General features: G+C 41.8%; 20 protein-coding genes. 7 read left to right on the forward strand and 13 right to left on the reverse strand.

Features of this window, described 5'->3' with window-relative positions; all coding sequences use genetic code 11:
* The 3 genes from D2908_RS05260 to D2908_RS05270 all read right to left on the reverse strand — a co-directional run.
* Nucleotides 1-3,061 (reverse strand): accessory Sec-dependent serine-rich glycoprotein adhesin (locus D2908_RS05260; RefSeq protein WP_117305426.1); only part of this gene is annotated, 3,061 nt, incomplete at its 3' end.
* An 872-nt stretch (nucleotides 3,062-3,933) separates the two neighbouring features.
* Nucleotides 3,934-5,478: a peptide chain release factor 3 gene (locus D2908_RS05265; protein ID WP_117305427.1), complete on the reverse strand. Its 1,545-nt coding sequence runs from the start codon at nucleotides 5,476-5,478 to the stop codon at nucleotides 3,934-3,936.
* Nucleotides 5,479-5,619: 141 nt separating this feature from the next.
* Nucleotides 5,620-6,312, reverse strand: a complete 693-nt coding sequence (locus D2908_RS05270) for a TIGR02206 family membrane protein (protein WP_117305429.1) — start codon at nucleotides 6,310-6,312, stop codon at nucleotides 5,620-5,622.
* A 165-nt stretch (nucleotides 6,313-6,477) separates the two neighbouring features.
* Here D2908_RS05270 and gatC point away from each other — a divergent pair, with 165 nt between their 5' ends.
* The 7 genes from gatC (at nucleotide 6,478) to nusB (ending at nucleotide 12,623) form a co-directional block, all read left to right on the forward strand.
* On the forward strand, nucleotides 6,478-6,780 hold the full coding sequence (gene gatC / locus D2908_RS05275) for an Asp-tRNA(Asn)/Glu-tRNA(Gln) amidotransferase subunit GatC (RefSeq protein ID WP_117305431.1): 303 nt from the start codon (nucleotides 6,478-6,480) through the stop codon (nucleotides 6,778-6,780).
* Nucleotides 6,780-8,246 carry an Asp-tRNA(Asn)/Glu-tRNA(Gln) amidotransferase subunit GatA gene (gatA, locus tag D2908_RS05280; protein WP_117305432.1) on the forward strand — a complete coding sequence of 489 codons (1,467 nt, stop codon included), beginning with the start codon at nucleotides 6,780-6,782 and terminating at the stop codon, nucleotides 8,244-8,246. Before gatC ends, gatA begins: the two co-directional genes overlap by 1 nt.
* Nucleotides 8,246-9,688 carry an Asp-tRNA(Asn)/Glu-tRNA(Gln) amidotransferase subunit GatB gene (gatB, locus tag D2908_RS05285; protein WP_117305434.1) on the forward strand — a complete coding sequence of 481 codons (1,443 nt, stop codon included), beginning with the start codon at nucleotides 8,246-8,248 and terminating at the stop codon, nucleotides 9,686-9,688. Before gatA ends, gatB begins: the two co-directional genes overlap by 1 nt.
* Nucleotides 9,689-9,813: 125 nt before the next feature.
* A complete protein-coding gene (locus tag D2908_RS05290; RefSeq protein ID WP_117305436.1) occupies nucleotides 9,814-10,857 on the forward strand; it encodes a 2,3-butanediol dehydrogenase in 1,044 nt (347 codons plus the stop codon).
* A gap of 376 nt (nucleotides 10,858-11,233) precedes the next feature.
* Nucleotides 11,234-11,794: an elongation factor P gene (efp, locus tag D2908_RS05300; protein WP_049497062.1), complete on the forward strand. Its 561-nt coding sequence runs from the start codon at nucleotides 11,234-11,236 to the stop codon at nucleotides 11,792-11,794.
* 21 nt (nucleotides 11,795-11,815) lie between these two features.
* Nucleotides 11,816-12,205, forward strand: coding sequence for an Asp23/Gls24 family envelope stress response protein (locus D2908_RS05305; protein ID WP_049497064.1), 390 nt, complete (start codon nucleotides 11,816-11,818; stop codon nucleotides 12,203-12,205).
* Nucleotides 12,198-12,623: a transcription antitermination factor NusB gene (gene nusB, locus D2908_RS05310; RefSeq protein ID WP_117305438.1), complete on the forward strand. Its 426-nt coding sequence runs from the start codon at nucleotides 12,198-12,200 to the stop codon at nucleotides 12,621-12,623. Before D2908_RS05305 ends, nusB begins: the two co-directional genes overlap by 8 nt.
* Before the next feature lie 226 nt (nucleotides 12,624-12,849).
* On the opposite strand, the gene D2908_RS05315 is transcribed toward nusB, so the two are convergent.
* The 10 genes from D2908_RS05315 to D2908_RS05360 all read right to left on the reverse strand — a co-directional run bounded on the left by D2908_RS05315 (nucleotide 12,850) and on the right by D2908_RS05360 (nucleotide 21,212).
* Nucleotides 12,850-13,617 (reverse strand): acetyl-CoA carboxylase carboxyl transferase subunit alpha, encoded by a 768-nt coding sequence (locus D2908_RS05315; protein ID WP_117305439.1) that lies wholly within the window; start codon nucleotides 13,615-13,617, stop codon nucleotides 12,850-12,852.
* Entirely contained in the window at nucleotides 13,617-14,480 is an 864-nt protein-coding gene (gene accD / locus D2908_RS05320; RefSeq protein ID WP_117305441.1) for an acetyl-CoA carboxylase, carboxyltransferase subunit beta, read from the reverse strand. The genes D2908_RS05315 and accD overlap by 1 nt, the downstream gene beginning before the upstream one ends.
* Nucleotides 14,481-14,665: 185 nt before the next feature.
* Entirely contained in the window at nucleotides 14,666-16,033 is a 1,368-nt protein-coding gene (gene accC, locus D2908_RS05325) for an acetyl-CoA carboxylase biotin carboxylase subunit (RefSeq protein WP_117305443.1), read from the reverse strand.
* A gap of 11 nt (nucleotides 16,034-16,044) precedes the next feature.
* Complete coding sequence (gene fabZ, locus D2908_RS05330) at nucleotides 16,045-16,467, reverse strand: 3-hydroxyacyl-ACP dehydratase FabZ (protein WP_117305444.1); 423 nt, start codon at nucleotides 16,465-16,467, stop codon at nucleotides 16,045-16,047.
* Nucleotides 16,464-16,949 carry an acetyl-CoA carboxylase biotin carboxyl carrier protein gene (gene accB / locus D2908_RS05335; protein WP_117305446.1) on the reverse strand — a complete coding sequence of 162 codons (486 nt, stop codon included), beginning with the start codon at nucleotides 16,947-16,949 and terminating at the stop codon, nucleotides 16,464-16,466. The genes fabZ and accB overlap by 4 nt, the downstream gene beginning before the upstream one ends.
* Before the next feature lie 2 nt (nucleotides 16,950-16,951).
* Nucleotides 16,952-18,187, reverse strand: coding sequence for a beta-ketoacyl-ACP synthase II (gene fabF / locus D2908_RS05340; RefSeq protein WP_117305448.1), 1,236 nt, complete (start codon nucleotides 18,185-18,187; stop codon nucleotides 16,952-16,954).
* 21 nt (nucleotides 18,188-18,208) lie between these two features.
* The gene (gene fabG, locus D2908_RS05345; RefSeq protein WP_117305450.1) at nucleotides 18,209-18,940 is read right to left on the reverse strand and encodes a 3-oxoacyl-[acyl-carrier-protein] reductase; all 732 of its coding nucleotides are present in this window, start codon (nucleotides 18,938-18,940) and stop codon (nucleotides 18,209-18,211) included.
* 40 nt (nucleotides 18,941-18,980) lie between these two features.
* Nucleotides 18,981-19,904, reverse strand: a complete 924-nt coding sequence (gene fabD, locus D2908_RS05350; protein WP_117305451.1) for an ACP S-malonyltransferase — start codon at nucleotides 19,902-19,904, stop codon at nucleotides 18,981-18,983.
* Nucleotides 19,897-20,871, reverse strand: coding sequence for an enoyl-[acyl-carrier-protein] reductase FabK (gene fabK, locus D2908_RS05355; RefSeq protein WP_117305453.1), 975 nt, complete (start codon nucleotides 20,869-20,871; stop codon nucleotides 19,897-19,899). The genes fabD and fabK overlap by 8 nt, the downstream gene beginning before the upstream one ends.
* A 116-nt stretch (nucleotides 20,872-20,987) precedes the next feature.
* Nucleotides 20,988-21,212, reverse strand: coding sequence for an acyl carrier protein (locus tag D2908_RS05360; protein ID WP_000257838.1), 225 nt, complete (start codon nucleotides 21,210-21,212; stop codon nucleotides 20,988-20,990).
* Between the last annotated feature and the right edge of the window lie 47 nt (nucleotides 21,213-21,259).

Raw genomic sequence — 21,259 nt, forward strand, 5'->3', positions numbered from 1 at the left:
ACGCGCTTGTTGATGCAGATTCTGATGCACTTGTGCTTGCTGATTCAGAAGCCGATGTGCTTGTTGACTCTGACGCGCTTGTTGATGCAGACTCAGATGCTGATGTACTTGCTGACTCTGATGCGCTTGTTGACGCTGATTCAGAAGCGGATGTACTTGCTGATTCTGACGCGCTTGTTGATGTAGATTCAGATGCGCTTGTTGACGCAGATTCTGATGCACTTGTGCTTGCTGATTCAGAAGCCGATGTACTTACTGACTCTGATGCACTTGTTGATGCTGACTCAGAAGCTGATGTACTTGTTGATTCTGATGCGCTTGTTGATGTAGATTCAGATGCCGATGTGCTTGCTGATTCAGAAGCCGATGTCGATGCAGATTCAGATGCACTTGTTGACGCAGATTCAGAAGCTGATGTGCTTGCTGATTCTGACGCGCTTGTTGATGTAGATTCAGAAGCACTTGTTGACGCAGATTCTGATGCACTTGTGCTTGCTGATTCAGAAGCCGATGTACTTACTGACTCTGATGCACTTGTTGATGCTGACTCAGAAGCTGATGTACTTGTTGATTCTGATGCGCTTGTTGATGTAGATTCAGAAGCCGATGTACTTGCTGACTCTGATGCTGATGTACTTGCTGATTCTGACGCGCTTGTTGATGTAGATTCAGAAGCTGATGTACTTGCTGACTCTGATGCACTTGTGCTTGCTGATTCAGAGGCTGATGCGCTTGTTGATGTAGATTCAGAAGCACTTGTTGACGCAGATTCTGATGCACTTGTGCTTGCTGATTCAGAAGCCGATGTACTTACTGACTCTGATGCGCTTGTTGATGCAGATTCAGATGCTGATGTACTTGCTGATTCTGACGCGCTTGTTGATGCTGACTCTGATGCACTTGTACTTGCTGATTCAGAAGCCGATGTGCTTGCTGATTCTGATGCGCTTGTTGACGCTGATTCAGAAGCTGATGTACTTGCAGATTCTGACGCGCTTGTTGATGTAGATTCAGAAGCCGATGTACTTGCTGACTCTGATGCTGATGTACTTGCTGATTCTGACGCGCTTGTTGATGCTGATGAGTCTGGCTCCGCTGATCGGTCAGTATTATCTTTCTCTTCCTCAATTACATTGAAGTAATTAGCAAAGTTATGATCATCATCACAAGCCGCAAACGGTCTAAAAGTAAAGGAAGTGTCACTTTCAGAATTTATTGGAACAGTCCAAGTTGACGTTAAACCATAACCTTTTTTTGAATAATAACCAGTCATCTGGGCACCATTCGCCCATGTGTAATTACCAGGTCCATTGGTAGTTATAGCTGATTCAGTATCTTTCAGTCTACCATTTAGGGTGAATTTTTTCCCTGAAGGATCTGTAAGATAATTTGTTACACTTGAAGGAGTACCAAGTCCACTACCCAAGGTAAACATAGTTTGTCTTGAACTACCAGTATTGTAGATGGTATGATTGTTATTTACTGTAGCTGGTGCCTTCTCAAGAGCCTTGGTTTCAGGATTATCATACGTAATTGTATAAACAAAAGTTAGTTTTGAACCATCATTTGTCACGGTTAACTTATAATAAATCGGAATATGATTTGCTAAGTCTGTACCTTTACCCGTGTAAACTTTTGTTTTCCCTGTAGCCACAGCTAAATTAGCACTTATTGCTGTCTCTCCATTGACAACAGTATTTCCATCAAACCCAGCTCTACGCAAAGCTGACATTAATTCATCTACGGAAGAACCTAGCTTCTCACGCTGGCTAACAAATTGTTCTGATGTCGCTTTTGCAGTCAATAAATCACTACTTTTTGATATTTCAAATTGTAATTTAGAAAGCGCTGCATTTAGAGTAGCTTTTTGACCTAAATCTTTTACTTTTGAAGCATAATTATTAGCAATATTCTCTAGAATTTCTGCTTCAGATAAATTCTGATCTAAAAGTAGTTTAGAAGCAGAGGACGGATCTTGTTCCTTTTCTTCTGCATCTTTTAAAATATTGTTAGTATTTGTAGATTCTTCTTCAGAATCAATCTGAGCAACTCTCTCAGCAATAGCATCACGTGCAGAGGTTGCTTTTTGAACCACTGCTGTCAAGTCACTAGTTGGGTCAGCCAAGGCTTTTTCAATCTCAGTTACCGCAGCATTAACCTTAGCGATAGCTGAATCAGCATTTGGTAAGTCAACAGCCTTAGCTAGATACTCACCAATCTCAGCTGAAAGTTTTGTCAACTTCTTACGATTTTCATCATTTTGTTTCGCAGAAACTTCTGCTGTTGCGACAGCACCGGCAGTAACTCCTACGATACTAGTTGTGTCAGAAGTTGACTGAGTAGCGCTCGCACTAACCTTCCCATCAATTTCAGTTGCCTTTAGTAGAGCAGAATCGATTTTAAGGCCAGTTGATTCTGTTGATGCAGAAGAGTCTTGAACAGTTACTGTTGCAGAAGTACTCTGTTCAACTGATAGACTTGACGTTGCAGAAAAGCTCTCCGGCTCACTTGTTGATTGACTAACACTAGTAGAACTGCTGACAGAGGCACTTGTCGAAGTACTATTAGAAGTACTTGCTGAGGCACTGGCAGAAGTACTCATTGAAGCACTGGTTGACGAACTCTTAGACACAGATTCTGACATTGAAGTGCTTTCGCTCATAGAAGCTGACAAGCTAGCAGAATTCTCTGAATTACTTACAGATGTCGTCCCCAAAACTGCTGTATCATTTGTAACCAAAAGATCTGGATTTTCCAGTGTTTTTTCCATTGCTACCGTTTCATTTGCAAACACTTTTGTTTGCGTAGCAACACTACCACCTAAAACTGCCCCTGTGGCGGCAAGTCCCTTGATAATATCCAGACCTGTAATAGAAGGATTCACTTTATCCTCTACTACCTCAGTCATGACTTGAGTAGTATCTACACCACCCCGCAAAACCTTAAATAATCCAAAAAGAGAGGTTGAAGCTCGCAACCAATGTTTACCCGATTTAATTAACTTATACCGCGTCACACGGTCGGTTTCTCTATACTTACCATTCTGGCGTCTAAAAAACATGCTTTACTCCTTATTTTTTTATCAAAAAAGGTACAAAGTACCAATTTTACATTAACTTTTTAATTATAGAATAAATATTAAAAAAAATCAATTGATTTGACTTTGGATTTTAAAATTATTATTACATTTTTTCTTTAGCAAGCCTATTGGAACAAGGTTTATAAAATATATTTAATATATTTATAACACTAATTGTATAACTAAATCATTAAAACTGTGCATTTTTAAAATTATACTATACTAGGGTTTTTTTCATTTAAAATTACTAAAAATTTATATTTTTAGCGACTGTTTTTCTATTTCTCCCAAAAATTTGCCTTGGATTCTAGATTTCAATATGCACAATACAGTGCATTAAAAAACAGTAGGAAATTCAAAAAATCAAAAAAAAACAAAAACATTTGTACCTTGTATCTTATAAGGCTCCCACTAAAGAAACTAAAACGAGAGGCAGCTAATTTTACAGACTCATATTATCAGCCCGAAACCCAATTAAAAACTCTATCTATTGCAACAAAAAAGCCCACAAACTGACTTTATGGACTTTTCCAAGTGAAGCGTTTAAGTGAAGCGTTTTTTTACACTACAACACGTAGTTTGAGAAATCGATTCCATTTGCCAAATATAGTTAGTAAGGCAGTTACCCCTTTTTATCTACGACGAAAAAATTCACGAATCGATAATATTCGTGGATTTTTCCTAGCGAAGCGTTTAGGTAAATCTCCATAGAGATTACCGATTGTTAGATTACGACACTGAGTTTTACAAATCGATTCCATTTGTAAAACTCAGTTAGTGAGGCAGTTAGGCAAGTCCAATAGGACTTGCCGTAGTCTACTTAGATTGCTTTGCAATCAAGTAGACTTACTGAATCACATTTTTTCCTCCAACTCTACATCTGGATACTTATCCGCAAACCAGCGGAGAGCAAAGTCATTTTCAAAGAGGAAGACTGGTTGGTCAAAACGGTCTTTAGCCAAGATATTGCGGCTTGATGACATCCGTTCATCTAGATCCTCAGGCTTGATCCAACGAACAGTCTTTTTACCCATTGGGCTCATGACCACTTCCGCATTGTACTCGCCTTCCATACGGTGCTTAAAGACTTCAAACTGAAGTTGACCAACAGCTCCCAGCATATACTCACCTGTTTGGTAATTCTTGTAAAGCTGAATGGCACCTTCTTGCACCAATTGCTCAATCCCCTTGTGGAAGGATTTTTGCTTCATGACATTCTTAGCTGAGACTTTCATGAAAATCTCAGGTGTAAAGGTTGGCAGGGGTTCAAATTCAAACTTGTTTTTTCCAACTGTTAAGGTATCTCCAACCTGATAGGTACCTGTATCGTAAACCCCGATAATATCACCTGCTACAGCATTGGTCACATTCTCACGACTTTCCGCCATAAACTGGGTAACATTCGACAGCTTGGCACCCTTACCAGTACGAGGTAGATTGACACTCATGCCACGCTCAAATTCACCCGATACGATACGGACAAAGGCGATACGGTCACGGTGACGAGGGTCCATGTTGGCTTGGATTTTAAAGACAAAGCCTGAGAAATCCTTATCGTAAGGATCCACAATTTCTCCGTCTGTTTTCTTGTGTCCGTGTGGTTCTGGAGCAAACTTGAGAAAGGTCTCAAGGAAAGTCTGCACACCAAAGTTAGTCAGGGCTGAACCGAAGAAGACCGGAGTCAAATCACCTGCAAGAATGGCTTCCTCTGAGAATTCATTTCCTGCTTCATTCAAGAGCTCGATATCCTCTTTAACTTGTTCATAGAATGGGTTGCTGGCAAAGAGTTTATCGCCATCTTCTAGACTGGCAAAACGCTCATCCCCTTTATAAAGCTCCAAGCGTTGGTTATAAAGATCATATAAGCCCTCAAATGCTTTCCCCATCCCGATTGGCCAGTTCATCGGATAGCTAGCAATGCCCAAAACTTCTTCCAGTTCTTGCAAGAGGTCCAGTGGCTCACGACCATCACGGTCTAGCTTGTTCATAAAGGTAAAGACGGGAATCCCACGGTGTTTGACAACCTCAAACAATTTTTTGGTTTGGGCCTCGATACCCTTGGCAGAGTCCACAACCATGACCGCAGCATCTACCGCCATCAAGGTACGATAAGTATCTTCTGAGAAGTCCTCGTGCCCTGGTGTGTCTAGGATGTTCACGCGCTTACCATCGTAGTCAAATTGCATAACAGACGAAGTAACCGAAATCCCACGTTGTTTCTCGATATCCATCCAGTCGGACTTGGCAAAAGTTCCTGTTTTCTTCCCTTTTACGGTACCAGCTTCACGAATCTCACCTCCGAAGTAGAGCAACTGCTCAGTAATGGTAGTTTTCCCCGCGTCCGGGTGGGAGATGATGGCAAAGGTACGGCGTTTCTTAATTTCTTCTTGAATATTCATAAGTTCTCTTTCTTTGATTCTCTATTTTTCTTGTTTCAATAGCTAAGAATGATTTTTACATTGGATTTTACCATTCCTTTCAATATTTCATTATATCGGATTTTGGGGAGTTTTTCAATTGCTCATCTGATGAAAAGGCAGCTAGAGTATAGATTTTACCTGATTTCTCTTTTTCCACCGTTTCTTGAACAAGATATCAAAGAGAACAAGAGCCAGTGAAAGGATGACCGACACAAGGAGGTACTTTAGCCACAGAGGAGCATTCGAGATAAACGGTATATCTCTTAAGAGACCATAATTTCCACCCGTCACCTGATTAACCACAACTAGAAAGAGGTTGAGAATAAAGGTATAGGCCACAATCATATATTTCTTGAGCAAGGTCTTGTCATAGTGATTCATCAAGTAAACCAAGGAATTCACCAAAAGGGCATAGTGCCCAATCAAAAATGAAAAACTGGTGATATGGGGGAAATCATAGGGGTCAAAAACCGGGTAAACCAAGGCAAAGACCGCTCCACTTGCTCCTAAGAGGGCAAAATATTGCTTGCTCCGCCATTTATCAGGCAAGAAAACCACCGCAAACATAGCCAAACGGCAATGATAAAAAGGGAGGCTATTAGAAAAGGGAATACCAAAACCAACATACCAACTATATAAGGCTAGTAACTGGAGGATCTGAATCCCCTTAAACAAGTGGACAAATTTTGGATTTTTGTGATAAGCAAGTGCCCCATAAATACAAAGCACTAAGACAAGCATCATAATCCCATACCAAAAAAGCGAAATGGGAGGAGGGACCGTCTGAGTTCTGGTGATAATTTGATGGAACATGTTTCTATCCTAACTCTTATTTTTTCTTTTTTCTAGTTTAACCATTATAGCGAATTAAAAACGATTTTTCAATTTCTATTTCTTTTTAGTTTCCCTCCCTTATTTATAGGAAAATATGGTAAAATAGAACAGACTAAAAATCATCATTTCACGAAAGGATGCAAGATGAAAATTACGCAAGAAGAGGTAACACACGTTGCCAATCTTTCAAAATTAAGATTCTCTGAAGAAGAAACTACTGCCTTTGCGACAACCTTGTCTAAAATTGTTGACATGGTTGAGTTGCTGGGCGAAGTCGACACAACTGGTGTCGCACCTACTACGACCATGGCAGACCGCAAGACCGTACTCCGCCCTGATGTAGCCGAAGAAGGAACAGACCGCGACCGCTTGTTTAAAAATGTACCTGAAAAAGAAAACTACTATATCAAGGTGCCAGCTATCCTAGATGATGGAGGAGATGCCTAATGACTTTCAACAATAAAACCATTGAAGACTTGCATAATCTCCTTGTTTCTAAGGAAATTTCAGCAACTGAATTAACACAAGCAACGCTGGAAGATATTAAGGCTCGCGAAGAGGCTATTAATGCCTTTGTAACTATCGCTGAAGATCAAGCTCTTGCTCAAGCTAAAGCTATTGACGAAGCTGGAATTGACGCTGACAATGTCCTTTCAGGAATTCCGCTTGCTGTTAAGGATAATATCTCTACAGACGGTATTCTCACAACTGCTGCCTCAAAAATGCTCTACAACTACGAGCCAATTTTTGATGCGACAGCCGTCTCCAATGCAAAAGCGAGAGGCATGATTGTCGTAGGGAAAACTAACATGGACGAATTTGCCATGGGTGGATCAGGTGAGACTTCTTACTACGGTGCAACCAAAAATGCTTGGGACCACAGCAAGGTTCCTGGTGGCTCATCAAGCGGTTCTGCCGCAGCTTTAGCCTCAGGCCAAATCCGCTTGTCACTTGGTTCTGATACTGGTGGTTCTATCCGCCAACCAGCCGCCTTCAACGGGATCGTTGGTCTCAAACCAACCTACGGAACGGTTTCACGTTTCGGTCTCATTGCCTTTGGTAGCTCATTAGACCAGATTGGACCTTTTGCTCCTACTGTTAAGGAAAATGCTCTCTTGCTCAACGCTATTGCCAGCGAAGACGCTAAAGACTCTACTTCTGCTCCTGTCCGCATCGCCGACTTTACTTCAAAAATCGGTCAAGACATCAAGGGTATGAAAATCGCTTTGCCTAAGGAATACCTTGGTGAAGGGATTGACCCAGAGGTTAAAGAAACCATTCTTAACGCAGCCAAACACTTTGAAAAACTTGGTGCTACTGTCGAAGAAGTCAGCCTTCCTCACTCTAAATACGGTGTGGCAGTCTACTACATCATCGCTTCATCAGAAGCATCCTCAAACCTACAACGTTTTGACGGCATCCGTTACGGCTACCGCGCAGAGGATGCGACTAATCTTGATGAAATCTATGTAAACAGCCGTAGCCAAGGTTTCGGTGATGAGGTCAAACGTCGTATCATGCTGGGTACTTTCAGCCTTTCATCTGGTTACTACGATGCCTACTACAAAAAGGCTGGTCAGGTCCGTACACTCATTATCCAAGATTTTGAAAAAGTCTTCGCGGATTACGACTTGATTTTGGGTCCAACTGCACCAAGTGTTGCTTATGATTTGGACTCACTCAACCACGATCCAGTTGCCATGTACTTGGCTGACCTCTTGACCATCCCAGTCAATCTGGCTGGACTTCCAGGAATTTCGATTCCTGCAGGATTTGCCCAAGGTCTACCTGTCGGTCTCCAATTGATTGGTCCTAAGTACTCTGAGGAAACCATTTACCAAGCTGCTGCTGCTTTTGAAGCGACAACAGACTACCACAAACAACAACCCGTGATTTTTGGAGGTGATAATTAATGAACTTTGAAACAGTCATTGGACTTGAAGTCCACGTAGAGCTCAACACCAATTCAAAAATCTTCTCACCTACTTCTGCCCACTTTGGAAATGACCAAAATGCCAATACCAACGTGATTGACTGGTCCTTCCCAGGAGTTCTGCCAGTTCTCAATAAAGGTGTTGTCGATGCTGGGATCAAGGCTGCTCTTGCCCTCAATATGGATATCCATAAAAAGATGCACTTCGACCGCAAAAACTACTTCTATCCTGATAATCCCAAAGCCTACCAAATCTCTCAGTTTGATGAACCAATCGGCTACAATGGCTGGATTGAGGTTGAGCTAGAAGACGGTACGACCAAGAAAATCGGTATCGAACGTGCTCACCTAGAAGAAGACGCTGGTAAAAATACACACGGAACTGATGGCTACTCTTATGTTGACCTCAACCGCCAAGGTGTGCCATTGATTGAGATTGTATCTGAAGCAGACATGCGTTCCCCAGAGGAAGCCTACGCTTACCTAACTGCTCTCAAGGAAGTTATCCAGTACGCTGGTATTTCTGACGTTAAAATGGAAGAAGGTTCTATGCGTGTGGATGCCAACATCTCTCTTCGTCCTTATGGTCAAGAGAAATTCGGTACCAAGACTGAGTTGAAGAACTTGAATTCCTTCTCAAATGTTCGCAAGGGTCTTGAATACGAAGTCCAACGTCAAGCTGAAATCCTTCGCTCAGGTGGTCAAATCCGCCAGGAAACACGCCGTTACGATGAAGCCAACAAGGCAACCATCCTCATGCGTGTCAAGGAAGGTGCTGCAGACTATCGCTACTTCCCAGAACCAGACCTACCCCTCTTTGAAATCTCAGACGAGTGGATTGAGGAAATGCGTACGGAGCTACCAGAGTTTCCAAAAGAACGCCGTGCTCGCTATGTCTCTCAACTCGGTCTATCAGACTATGATGCTAGTCAGTTGACAGCAAACAAAGCCACTTCTGACTTCTTTGAGAAAGCTGTTGCCCTTGGTGGCGATGCCAAACAAGTCTCAAACTGGCTCCAAGGTGAAGTCGCTCAGTTCTTGAACGCTGAAGGCAAGACACTGGAACAAATCGAATTAACACCAGAAAACTTGGTAGAAATGATTGCTATCATCGAAGATGGTACGATTTCATCTAAGATTGCCAAGAAAGTCTTTGTTCACCTAGCTAAAAATGGTGGCGGAGCGCGTGAATACGTGGAAAAAGCTGGTTTAGTTCAAATCTCAGATCCAGCTGTTTTGATTCCAATCATCCACCAAGTCTTTGCGGATAACGAAGCCGCAGTTACCGACTTCAAGTCAGGCAAACGTAACGCTGACAAGGCCTTCACAGGATTCCTCATGAAAGCGACCAAAGGCCAAGCCAACCCACAAGTCGCCCTTAAACTCCTTGCCCAAGAATTGGCCAAGTTGAAAGAAGATTAATATGTAAAAGAAACCAGCCCTGAGGTTGGTTTTTTCTTGACAAACACAAGGAAAGCGTTTACAATATTACATGTAAAGTTTCCTAAACGGAAAACTAAAAATCGCAACAATAAGGAGTTATTCATATGACTACAATGAAAGCAGCTCGCTGGCATGCAGCAAAAGATGTTCGTATTCAAGAAGTAGAAATCCCTGAGGTACTTCCGCACCAAGTAAAAGTTGCTGTTAAATTCACAGGAATTTGTGGTACTGACCTCCACGAATTTTTAGATGGCCCTATCTTCATCCCAACAGAAGAACATGTCTATTCTGGCCAAAAAGCACCAGTAACACTGGGACATGAATTTTCTGGTGAAATTGTAGAAGTCGGAAGCGATGTTACTCGTGTTAAAGTTGGTGATCGTGTTGCTGTAGAACCAATTCTAGCTAAGAATAACTTAGTTGGTAATTATAATTTGGATCCAAACCTTAATTTTGTCGGTTTGGCTGCAGACGGTGGATTTGCCAAATATTGTGTTTTAGACGGTGACTTAGTACATGTCATTCCAAATAGCTTAAGCTATGAGCAAGCTGCTCTCACTGAGCCAGCTGCTGTTGCAGTTTATGCAGTTCGTCAATCAACACTAAAAGCTGGTGATACTGCTGCTGTATTTGGCTTAGGTCCGATTGGTCTCTTGATTTTAGAAGCCCTTCGTGCAGCGGGTGCTTCTAAGATTTATGCTGTTGAACTATCACCTGAACGTCAAGCAAAAGCTGAAGAGTTAGGAGCTATCGTTATCCGTCCGGAAGAAGGTGAAACAGCTGTTGAAGCTATTCATCGTTTAACAAACGGTGGTGTAGATGTTTCTTATGAAGTAACGGGTGTGCCAGTAGTTTTAGGACAAGCCTTAGCTGCCGTACATAAAGCAGGTGAGTGCATGGTGGTCTCTATCTGGGAACGAGAAGCAAATATTAATCCGAATGAATTTGCAATCCAAGAAAAGACACTAAAAGGAATCATTGCTTATCGTCATATCTTCCCTAAAGTATTAGAATTGATGGAACAAGGCTACTTCTCTGCTGAAAAATTAGTTACTAAGAAAATTAAATTGGAAAATATCGTCGAAAAAGGCTTTATCGAATTAACTCAAGATAAGTCACAAATTAAAATTTTGGTGGAACCAGAATAAAAATCAATCTTTTTAAGACAATACTAACAGGTCGGAGTAAGCTTACTTCGGCCTTTTGAAATATAATACTCTTCGAAAATCTCTTCAAACCACGTCTGCGTCACATTACCGTATATATGGTTACTGACTTCGTCAGTTCTATCCACAACCTCAAAACAGTGTTTTGAGCAGCTTGCGGCTTGCTTCCTAGTTTGCTCTTTGATTTCCATTGAGTATGAGAAGAAATATAGTGGATACTCTTTAACATTAACCACTCACCCTGACTAGGCAATATTCTTTTTCTCCCCTACCATCTCCCAATAACTATTTAGGCTTTATTTCCAGAAGATTTTATGGTAAAATGAAGAGTAATAATATTTATTAAAGAGGTAAAAACATGATTGAAGCAAGCAAATTGAAAGCTGGTATGACATTTGAAACTACAGACGGAAAATTGATCCGCGTTTTGGAAGCTAGCCACCACAAACCAGGTAAAGGAAACACAATCATGCGTATGAAATTACGTGATGTCCGTACTGGCTCTACATTTGATACAAGCTACCGCCCAGAAGAAAAATTCGAACAAGCCATTATCGAAACTGTTCCTGCTCAATACTTATATAAAATGGATGAGACTGCCTACTTCATGAACACTGAAACTTACGACCAATACGAAATTCCAGTCGTAAACGTTGAAAATGAATTGCTTTACATCCTTGAAAACTCTGATGTGAAAATCCAATTCTACGGAACTGAAGTAATCGGTGTAACTGTACCTACTACTGTAGAATTGACAGTGGCTGAAACACAACCATCTATCAAAGGTGCTACTGTTACAGGTTCTGGTAAACCAGCAACTATGGAAACTGGACTGGTTGTCAACGTTCCAGACTTCATCGAAGCTGGACAAAAATTGATCATCAACACTGCAGAAGGAACTTACGTTTCTCGTGCCTAATCTCTAGAAAGAGGTCATTCTATGGGAATTGAAGAACAATTTGGCGAAATCGTTATCGCTCCACGTGTACTTGAAAAAATCATTGCCATCGCAACTGCTAAAGTTGAAGGTATCCACTCATTTTCAAATAAATCCGTATCTGATACCCTATCAAAACTCTCTCTTGGTCGTGGCGTCTACTTAAAAGAAAGCAACGAAGAGCTAACTGCTGACATCTATCTCTATCTTGAGTACGGTGTGAAAGTACCAAAAGTGGCTCTGGCTATTCAAAAAGCAGTCAAAGATGCTGTCCGTGATATGGCTGATGTAGAACTTGCTGCTGTTAACATCCATGTTACCGGAATCGTTCCAGATAAAACTCCAAAACCTGAGTTGAAGGATCTATTTGACGAGGACTTTCTCAATGACTAGTCCACTATTAGAATCTAGACGCGAACTTCGAAAATGTGCTTTTCAAGCTCTTATGAGTCTTGAATTCGGCACAGATATGGAAACGGCTTGTCGCTTTGCCTACACACACGACCGTGAAGATGCAGATGTGCAAATCCCTGCCTTTCTTATGAACTTGGTTTCTGGCGTTCAAGCTCAAAAAGACGAGTTGGATAAACAAATCAACCAGCACCTAAAGTCAGGATGGACAGTTGAACGCTTGACTTTAGTCGAAAAAAACTTACTACGCTTGGGGATCTTTGAAATTACATCATTTGATACACCTCAGTTGGTAGCAGTCAATGAAGCTATTGAACTTGCTAAGAATTTTTCAGATCAAAAATCAGCCCGCTTTATCAACGGACTGCTTAGTCAATTTGTAACTGAAGAAAATGAATAATCGAAAAGGTGTTTGATCTTCCAACACCTTTTGAACTTCAGCTCTGCGCAGAGTAAGAACCACACAAAAACTAGAACTGATACTCAGTTCTAGTTTTTGTGTATTCTGAAGAATGATACTCAATGAAAATCAAAGTACAAACTAGAAATCGTACCGTAGGCTGCTCAAAACACGATTTTGAGGTTGTGAATAGAACTGACTTAGTTTGAAGAGATTTTCGAAAGTATTAGTATTTTCTAAATCGTTGATAGCGTTCTTCAAGCAACTCTTCTAGCGGTTTTTGTGAAAGTAGAGCTAGCTCAGTTTGGAGTTCTTTTTTGACACTCTTAATCAGTTCTTTACTAGAAAGTCCTGCTTCAGAAATCACCTTATCTACCACGTACATTTCTAACAGTTCATGAGAAGTGATTTTCATCAACTCAGCTGCTTCCATGGCACGCGTGCCATCTTTCCACAAGATAGAAGCAAAGCCTTCAGGGCTGAGAATGGCATAGATAGAATTTTCTAGCATCCAAACACGGTCAGCCACTGCTAGAGCCAGAGCCCCACCTGAACCACCTTCACCGATAATAATGGCGATAATGGGCACTTTGAGGTCGCTCATCTCCATGAGGTTACGAGCAATGGCCTCACCTTGACCACGTTCTTCTGCGCCTACACCAGGATAGGCACCCGCAGTATTGATAAAGGTTACAACTGGACGACCAAATTTTTCTGCTTGCTTCATCAAACGAAGGGCTTTTCGGTAACCTTCAGGATGAGGTTGACCAAAGTTACGGTTAAGATTATCTTGTAAACTTTTACCTTTTTGGACTCCAACAACAGTCACTGCTTGGTCTCCCAACCAACCGATACCAGCAATAATAGCACCATCATCACGGAAGGAACGGTCCCCATGCAGCTCAATAAAATCATCAAAAATTCCTGTTGCAAAGTCCAAGGCTGTTAGGCGAGTTTGTTCACGAGCTTCTCTAACGATTTTCGCAATATTCATCAACTCTCCCTCCTGTGTAGTCTTACTAATCGAGCAATCGTATCTGGCAATTCTCGCCGTTTAATAATTGCATCTACAAAACCATGTTCCAGTAAAAACTCTGCTTTCTGGAAGTCTTCTGGTAGGTCTTCTCTTACTGTATTTTCAATCACACGGCGTCCAGCAAAACCTACCAAGCTTTGGGGTTCTGCCAAGATGATATCCCCTTCCATAGCGAAGGAAGCTGTTACTCCTCCAGTCGTCGGGTCTGTAAGGATTGTCAGATAAAAGAGACCTGCATTGGAATGACGTTTGACTGCTGCAGAGATTTTGGCCATCTGCATCAAGCTCATGATTCCTTCCTGCATGCGTGCTCCACCAGAAGCTGTAAACAATACGACAGGCAATTTTTCAGCGGTCGCATATTCGAACAAGCGAGTGATTTTTTCACCAACTACTGTCCCCATTGACGCCATAATAAAATTAGAATCCATGATGCCAAGGGCAACCTTCTCTCCCTTAATCAAAGCTGTTCCTGTTACAACAGCCTCATCAAGACCTGTCTTTTCACGCATCAAAGTCAATTTTTTACGATAGCCAGGAAAATTCAAAGGATCCTGAGTCTCAATTCCTTTAAACATTTCCAAAAACGTACCCATATCAATGGTTAAAGCTAAACGCTCTTGAGCTGAAATACGGAAGGTATAACCACAGTGAGGGCATATACGCTCACTCCCCAAGTCCTTTTGGTAAATCGTATATTTGCAACCTGGACACTGGGAGAATAATTCATCCGGAACCTCTGGCTTGTTCTGAGGTTGATTTACAGTCGAACGATTGGGATTGATTCGAATATATTTATCTTTTTTACTAAATAGAGCCATACATCCCCCTTTTCAGTCTTATACTATTTTTATACTCAATGAAAATCAAAGTGCAAACTAGGAAGCTAGCCGCAGGTTGCTCAAAGCACTGCTTTGAGGTTGTAGATAGGACTAATGTAGTCAGTCTCATATATAATCCAAGCCGAAGCTGACACGGTTTGAAGAGATTTTCGAAGAGTATTACATTATTCTTTTTCTTGATATTTAGGTAAGAAGGTTTCCATCAAGAAGGAAGTATCGTAATCTCCAGCAATGACATTACGATCTGAAATGAGGTCAAGCTGGAAATCTGCATTGGTCTGCACTCCTTCAATCTCTAATTCATAGAGCGCACGTTGCATTTTCATGAGAGCATCAAAACGATTTTCGCCATGAACGATGATTTTAGCAATCATACTATCATAGTATGGCGGAATGGTATAACCTGGATAAACTGCAGAGTCAACACGCAAGCCGACACCACCACTTGGCAGATGGAGATTAGTAATCTTACCTGGACTTGGAGCAAAATTAAAGGCTGGATTTTCTGCATTGATACGACACTCGATGGCATGACCGCGTAAGACAATATCTTCTTGCTTAACAGACAGGGGCTGACCTGCCGCAATACGAATCTGTTCCTTTACAATGTCCACACCCGAAACAAATTCAGTTACTGGGTGTTCCACTTGGACACGTGTATTCATCTCCATAAAGTAGAATTTACCACTTGCTTCATCTAGTAGAAACTCAATGGTCCCTGCATTCTCATAACCAACAGACTCTGCAGCACGAACTGCCGCAGCACCAATTTCATTACGAAGTGTTTTCCCAATAGCAATGGAAGGACTTTCTTCTAAAACTTTTTGGTTATTTCGCTGAAGCGAACAATCCCGTTCACCAAGGTGAATAACATGTCCATGCTCATCTCCTAGGATTTGAACCTCAATGTGACGAGCTGGATAGATGACCCGTTCTATGTACATGGCACCATTGCCATAATTGGCCTTGGCTTCACTAGAGGCAGTATCAAAGGCGGAAACGAGGTCTTCTGGTTTTTCAACCTTACGAATTCCTTTACCACCTCCACCTGCTGAAGCCTTAAGCATAACAGGATAGCCAATTTTTTCAGCGACAATCAAGGCTTCCTCAGAGTTATGCACTTCTCCATCTGAACCTGGAATGACAGGTACGCCTGCTTTAATCATCTGAGTACGCGCATTGATCTTATCTCCCATCATATCCATGACATGACCAGATGGGCCGATAAACTTGATTCCCACCTCTTCACACATGGTAGCAAATTTTGAATTTTCACTGAGAAATCCAAAACCAGGGTGAATGGCTTCTGCCTCAGTCAAGACTGCAGCTGATAGAACCGCATTGATATTGAGATAAGACTCTGTTGCCTTGCCAGGTCCGATACAAACTGCCTCATCTGCCAAAAGCGTATGAAGGGCTTCCTTATCAGCAGTTGAATAAACCGCCACCGTCGCAATCCCCAGTTCACGCGCCGCACGGATAATACGAACCGCAATTTCACCACGATTGGCAATTAAAATTTTTCGAAACATGGAGAACCTCCTTAGTTTCCTATGGCAAAGGTAAGAGTACCACTAGCTGCAAGCTTGCCATCCACTTCAGCCTTTGCTTCAACCACAGCAATCGTGCCACGACGTTTGACAAAGGTTGCCGTCATTACTAATTGGTCGCCTGGTACAACTTGCTTCTTAAATTTAACCTTATCCATACCAGCGTAAAAGACCAATTTTCCCTTATTTTCAGGTTTTGACAACTCCAAGACACCAGCAGTTTGCGCCAAGGCTTCCATGATCAGAACACCTGGCATAACTGGATACTGAGGAAAATGGCCGGTAAAGAAGGGCTCATTGATGGTCACATTTTTGATAGCAACAATAGTGTCCTCGCTCACTTCCAAGACACGATCTACTAGGAGCATAGGATAACGGTGGGGAAGAGCTTCTTTGATTCCTTGAATATCGATCATTTGATACGTACCAATCCTTTACCAAACTCAACCATTTCTTCGTTAGAAACAAGAATTTCCGTTACCACACCATCCTTAGGAGCTGGGATTTCATTCATGACTTTCATAGCTTCGATGATCACCAATGTCTGACCTTTTTTGACACTATCACCAACTGTAACAAAGGCAGGTTTATCAGGACCAGCAGCCAAGTAAGCCACCCCAACAAGTGGACTCTCTACAACATCTCCCTCAGCAACAACACTTGTTTCTGCTGAAGCTGGAACCTCTTCCACTACAGTTTCTGCTGGAGCAGATGTAGGAGCTACTGGACTTGGTGTTGCTAGAACGGGCGCTGGAGCGACTTGAGCTGCAGCTTCAGACACCAGTCTCGCTTCATTCTTGCTAAACTGCAACTCATCCGTCCCATTTTTATAAGAAAATTCTCTCAAACTTGACTGGTCAAATTGGGCCATCAAGTCTTTAATATCGTTTAAATTCATACTTATTTATTCTCCCAACGTTTGAAAGCAAGAACTGCATTGTGGCCACCAAAACCAAAGGTATTTGAAATAGCGTATGGAATTTCTTGCTCCAAGCCTTGTCCATAAACGACATTGGCTTCGATATAGTCTGATACTTCGCTTGTCCCAGCTGTCATTGGTACAAAGTTATGACGCATAGCTTCAATTGTGACAATAGCTTCTACTGCACCTGCAGCACCAAGTAAGTGACCTGTAAATGACTTGGTTGACGATACAGGTACTTCCTTACCAAGAATAGCTACGATTGCTCCACTTTCTCCTTTTTCATTAGCAGGAGTTGAAGTACCGTGAGCATTGACATAGGCTACTTGGTCTGGTGTAATCTCAGCTTCCTCCAAGGCTAGTTTGATAGCTTTAATAGCCCCTTGACCTTCTGGATGAGGAGAAGTCATGTGGTAGGCATCACAGGTGTGTCCATAACCAACCACTTCAGCAAGGATAGTTGCCCCACGTTTTTCAGCGTGTTCAAGGCTTTCAAGAACCAACATCCCTGAACCTTCTCCCATGACAAATCCATTACGATCCTTATCAAATGGAATAGAAGCACTAGTTGGGTCTTCTGTTGTTGAAAGAGCTGTTAAGGCTTGGAAACCAGCAATGGCAAATGGAGTAATAGAAGATTCTGAACCACCAACTAGCATGATGTCTTGGAAACCAAATTTGATAGAACGGAAGGCATCCCCGATAGCATCATTTGATGAAGCACAAGCTGTATTGATAGATTTACAAATCCCATTTGCCCCAAAGCGCATAGCAACATTTCCTGAAGCCATATTTGGCAAGGCTTTTGGAAGGGTCAATGGTTTCACACGTTTTGGCCCTTTATCATTTAGGCGAAGCACTTGGTCTTCAATTTCTTTGATTCCACCAATCCCAGATGCCACAATAACACCAAAACGATCCCTGTCAAGAGCTTCTACATCAAGACCTGCATGATTGACAGCTTCTTGAGCTGCATACAAGGCATATAAAGAATAGTTATCGAAACGATTGGTATCTTTCTTAACAAAGTATTTATCAAAAGGAAAATCTTGAATTTCTGCCGCATTATGCACATCAAAGTCACTATGATCAAACTTAGTAATTTCACCAATTCCAATCTTACCAGTTTTTAAACTATTCCAAAATTCTTCTGGTGTATTTCCGATTGGAGATGTTACTCCATAACCTGTTACTACTACGCGATTTAGTTTCATCTTTTTTACCTCTAGCTTCTGCTACATACTGAGGCCACCATCAATGGCAACCACTTGACCAGTTAGATAATCTTGGCCTGCTAAAAATACTGTCAAATCTGCAACCTGCTCTGCCTGCCCAAATTCTTTCATGGGAATTTGCGCCAGCATGGCATCTTTTACCTTGTCTGATAGAACAGCTGTCATATCGGACTCAATCATTCCAGGAGCAATAGCATTAACCCTGATATTGCGATTGGCTACTTCACGCGCTACAGACTTGGTAAAACCAATCAAACCAGCCTTAGAAGCTGCATAGTTAGCTTGACCGATATTCCCCATCAAACCAACAACACTAGACATATTAATGATAGCACCTTCTCTGACTTTTATCATCGGTTTCAAGACTGATTGTGTCATATTAAAGGCACCAGTCAGGTTAACCTTAAGCACTTTTTCAAAATCTGCTTCTGTCATCTTGAGCATCAGGGTATCTTGGGTAATCCCTGCATTGTTGACCAAAACATCTACTGAACCCAGCTCTGCAATAGCTTGCTCAACCATACGCTTAGCGTCTGCAAAATCTGATACATCTCCTGAAATAGGAACTATCTTGACACCATAGTCTGCAAACTCAGCGATCAATTCTTCTGAGATTGCCCCGCGACTGTTTAAAACAATATTGGCTCCTGCTTGTGCAAACTTGTGGGCAATGGCAAGACCAATTCCACGACTCGAACCTGTAATAAAGATATTTTTATTTTCTAGTTGCATTCTTTTCTCCTGTTTCCTCTTGTATGTATGGGAGAAGGGATTACTTGTTTTCTAGCAAGGCTTCCAAGCTAGCCTGATCTTCAACATTGGCTAGTTTAGCGGTCTTATCAATTTTTTTGACAAAGCCTGACAAGACTTTCCCCGGACCAATCTCGATAAAGTTGGTTATACCTGCTTCTTGCATGACCCCAATACTTTCATAGAAACGAACTGGTTCTTTGACCTGACGCGTCAAAAGTTGAGCAATGTCTTCTTTTTTCATAACTGCAGCTTCTGTATTACCAACTAGGGGACAAGTAAAATCTGAAAAATTTACCTGAGCTAGAGTTTCAGCTAGTTTATGGCTAGCAGGCTCAAGGAGAGTGGTATGAAAGGGCCCTGACACCTTGAGAGGAATCAAGCGTTTGGCACCTGCTTCTTGCAAGAGTTCTACAGCTCGATCAACTGCAACCCCTTCTCCACCAATCACGATTTGTGTAGGTGTATTATAGTTGGCTGGGGTAACCACTCCAAGTTCAGAAGCCTTTTGACAGGCTTCTTCAATAACCTCTACTGGTGTATTGAGAACTGCCACCATCTTGCCAGAACCAGCAGGGGCAGCTTCTTCCATATAGGATCCACGCTTAGCAACCAAGGCTACCGCTTCTTCAAAATCCAAGGCACCGCTGGCTACCAAGGCAGAGTACTCTCCAAGTGACAAACCAGCAACCATATCAGGCTGATAGCCCTTTTCTTGTAATAAACGGTAAATAGCAACAGAAGTTGCTAAAATGGCTGGTTGCGTATAGCGAGTCTGATTGAGTTTTTCTGCTTCCGTATCAATGAGATAACGCAAATCATAACCGAGTACCTGACTCGCTTGATCAATCGTTTCTTTGACAATAGGGTAGTGATCATAGAGATCACGGCCCATACCTAGATACTGGGCACCTTGGCCAGCAAATAAAAAGGCTGTTTTAGTCATTTCTTACAACTCCTGCCCAACGAGAGGCTTCTTCTTGAATTTTCTTAGCTGCTCCGTAATACAAATCTTTTAGGATTTCTTCAACGGTTTCTTCTTTGGAAACAAGCCCTGCAATCTGACCTGCCATGACAGATCCGCCATCCACATCACCGTGAACAACTGCTTTGGCTAGTGCACCTGCTCCCATTTGTTCAAAAATTTCCAAATCAGGATTTTCTTGTTTAAAGGCATCTTTCTCAGCTTGTTCAAAATCACGAGTCAACTGATTTTTAATAGCGCGAACAGCATGTCCAAAGTGTTGAGCTGAAATCGTAGTATCAATATCTCTAGCTTTTAGAATTTTTGCCTTATAATTTGGATGGGCATTAGATTCTTTAGCAACTACAAAGCGAGTTCCAACCTGAACAGCCTCTGCCCCTAGCATAAAGCCAGCCGCAGCACCTTCACCATCCGCAATCCCTCCTGCAGCAATAACAGGAATCGATACAGCAGCAGCAACCTGGCGCACCAAGGTCATGGTTGTTAGTTTACCAATATGTCCCCCAGCTTCCATTCCTTCAGCAATGACAGCGTCCGCACCGATTTTTTCCATGCGTTTAGCTAGGGCAACACTTGGTACAACAGGAATAACCGTAATACCAGCTTCATGGAAGCGTTCCATGTATTTACTTGGATTTCCTGCACCTGTTGTCACTACCTTACCCCCTTCTTCAATGACGAGGTCAACAATATCATCAACAAATGGAGACAAGAGCATGATGTTGACACCAAAGGGTTTATCAGTCAATGATTTGATTTTATCAATATTTGCCTTGACAACTTCTTTCGGGGCATTTCCCCCACCGATAATCCCTAGTCCTCCAGCCTTGGAAACAGCCCCTGCCAAATCACCATCAGCAACCCAGGCCATACCACCCTGAAAGATAGGATATTTAATATTCAATAATTCAGTAATACGTGTTTTCATAGTGCCTCCATCGTTTCTTGCTTACGTAATAGTTCGATACCGTCATAATTTGACAATTAAACTATTGCCTAAACAAGAGGGAGCGGGTTTCCCTACTCCTTCTATTTATATTCTGCTTATTTTGTTTGCTCTTCAACGTAGGCGACCAAGTCACCAACTGTTTTCAAGTCATCTTCTGCTTCGATTTGGATATCAAAAGCATCTTCGATTTCTGAGATTACTTGGAACAAGTCCAATGAATCTGCGTCCAAATCATCAAAAGTTGATTCAAGTGTTACTTCTGATGCGTCTTTTCCAAGTTCTTCAACGATAATTTCTTGTACTTTTTCAAATACTGCCATGATAGGACTCCTTTAAAATAAATAGTTTTTTTATAACAATGTGTTCA

It is taken from the genome of Streptococcus sp. LQJ-218 (assembly GCF_003428885.1).
Lineage (GTDB): Bacteria > Bacillota > Bacilli > Lactobacillales > Streptococcaceae > Streptococcus.

What these genes read in the sequence shown, in the direction of transcription:
- D2908_RS05315 (WP_117305439.1), bottom strand. Translation starts at nt 13,617, where the DNA reads ATGAATATTGCGAAAATCGTTAGAGAAGCTCGTGAACAAACTCGCCTA.
- accD (WP_117305441.1), bottom strand. Translation starts at nt 14,480, where the DNA reads ATGGCTCTATTTAGTAAAAAAGATAAATATATTCGAATCAATCCCAAT.
- nusB (WP_117305438.1), top strand. Translation starts at nt 12,198, where the DNA reads ATGACTAGTCCACTATTAGAATCTAGACGCGAACTTCGAAAATGTGCT.
- accB (WP_117305446.1), bottom strand. Translation starts at nt 16,949, where the DNA reads ATGAATTTAAACGATATTAAAGACTTGATGGCCCAATTTGACCAGTCA.
- gatB (WP_117305434.1), top strand. Translation starts at nt 8,246, where the DNA reads ATGAACTTTGAAACAGTCATTGGACTTGAAGTCCACGTAGAGCTCAAC.
- D2908_RS05265 (WP_117305427.1), bottom strand. Translation starts at nt 5,478, where the DNA reads ATGAATATTCAAGAAGAAATTAAGAAACGCCGTACCTTTGCCATCATC.
- gatC (WP_117305431.1), top strand. Translation starts at nt 6,478, where the DNA reads ATGAAAATTACGCAAGAAGAGGTAACACACGTTGCCAATCTTTCAAAA.
- D2908_RS05360 (WP_000257838.1), bottom strand. Translation starts at nt 21,212, where the DNA reads ATGGCAGTATTTGAAAAAGTACAAGAAATTATCGTTGAAGAACTTGGA.
- accC (WP_117305443.1), bottom strand. Translation starts at nt 16,033, where the DNA reads ATGTTTCGAAAAATTTTAATTGCCAATCGTGGTGAAATTGCGGTTCGT.
- D2908_RS05305 (WP_049497064.1), top strand. Translation starts at nt 11,816, where the DNA reads ATGGGAATTGAAGAACAATTTGGCGAAATCGTTATCGCTCCACGTGTA.
- fabZ (WP_117305444.1), bottom strand. Translation starts at nt 16,467, where the DNA reads ATGATCGATATTCAAGGAATCAAAGAAGCTCTTCCCCACCGTTATCCT.
- fabK (WP_117305453.1), bottom strand. Translation starts at nt 20,871, where the DNA reads ATGAAAACACGTATTACTGAATTATTGAATATTAAATATCCTATCTTT.
- D2908_RS05290 (WP_117305436.1), top strand. Translation starts at nt 9,814, where the DNA reads ATGACTACAATGAAAGCAGCTCGCTGGCATGCAGCAAAAGATGTTCGT.
- gatA (WP_117305432.1), top strand. Translation starts at nt 6,780, where the DNA reads ATGACTTTCAACAATAAAACCATTGAAGACTTGCATAATCTCCTTGTT.
- fabF (WP_117305448.1), bottom strand. Translation starts at nt 18,187, where the DNA reads ATGAAACTAAATCGCGTAGTAGTAACAGGTTATGGAGTAACATCTCCA.
- efp (WP_049497062.1), top strand. Translation starts at nt 11,234, where the DNA reads ATGATTGAAGCAAGCAAATTGAAAGCTGGTATGACATTTGAAACTACA.
- fabG (WP_117305450.1), bottom strand. Translation starts at nt 18,940, where the DNA reads ATGCAACTAGAAAATAAAAATATCTTTATTACAGGTTCGAGTCGTGGA.
- D2908_RS05270 (WP_117305429.1), bottom strand. Translation starts at nt 6,312, where the DNA reads ATGTTCCATCAAATTATCACCAGAACTCAGACGGTCCCTCCTCCCATT.
- fabD (WP_117305451.1), bottom strand. Translation starts at nt 19,904, where the DNA reads ATGACTAAAACAGCCTTTTTATTTGCTGGCCAAGGTGCCCAGTATCTA.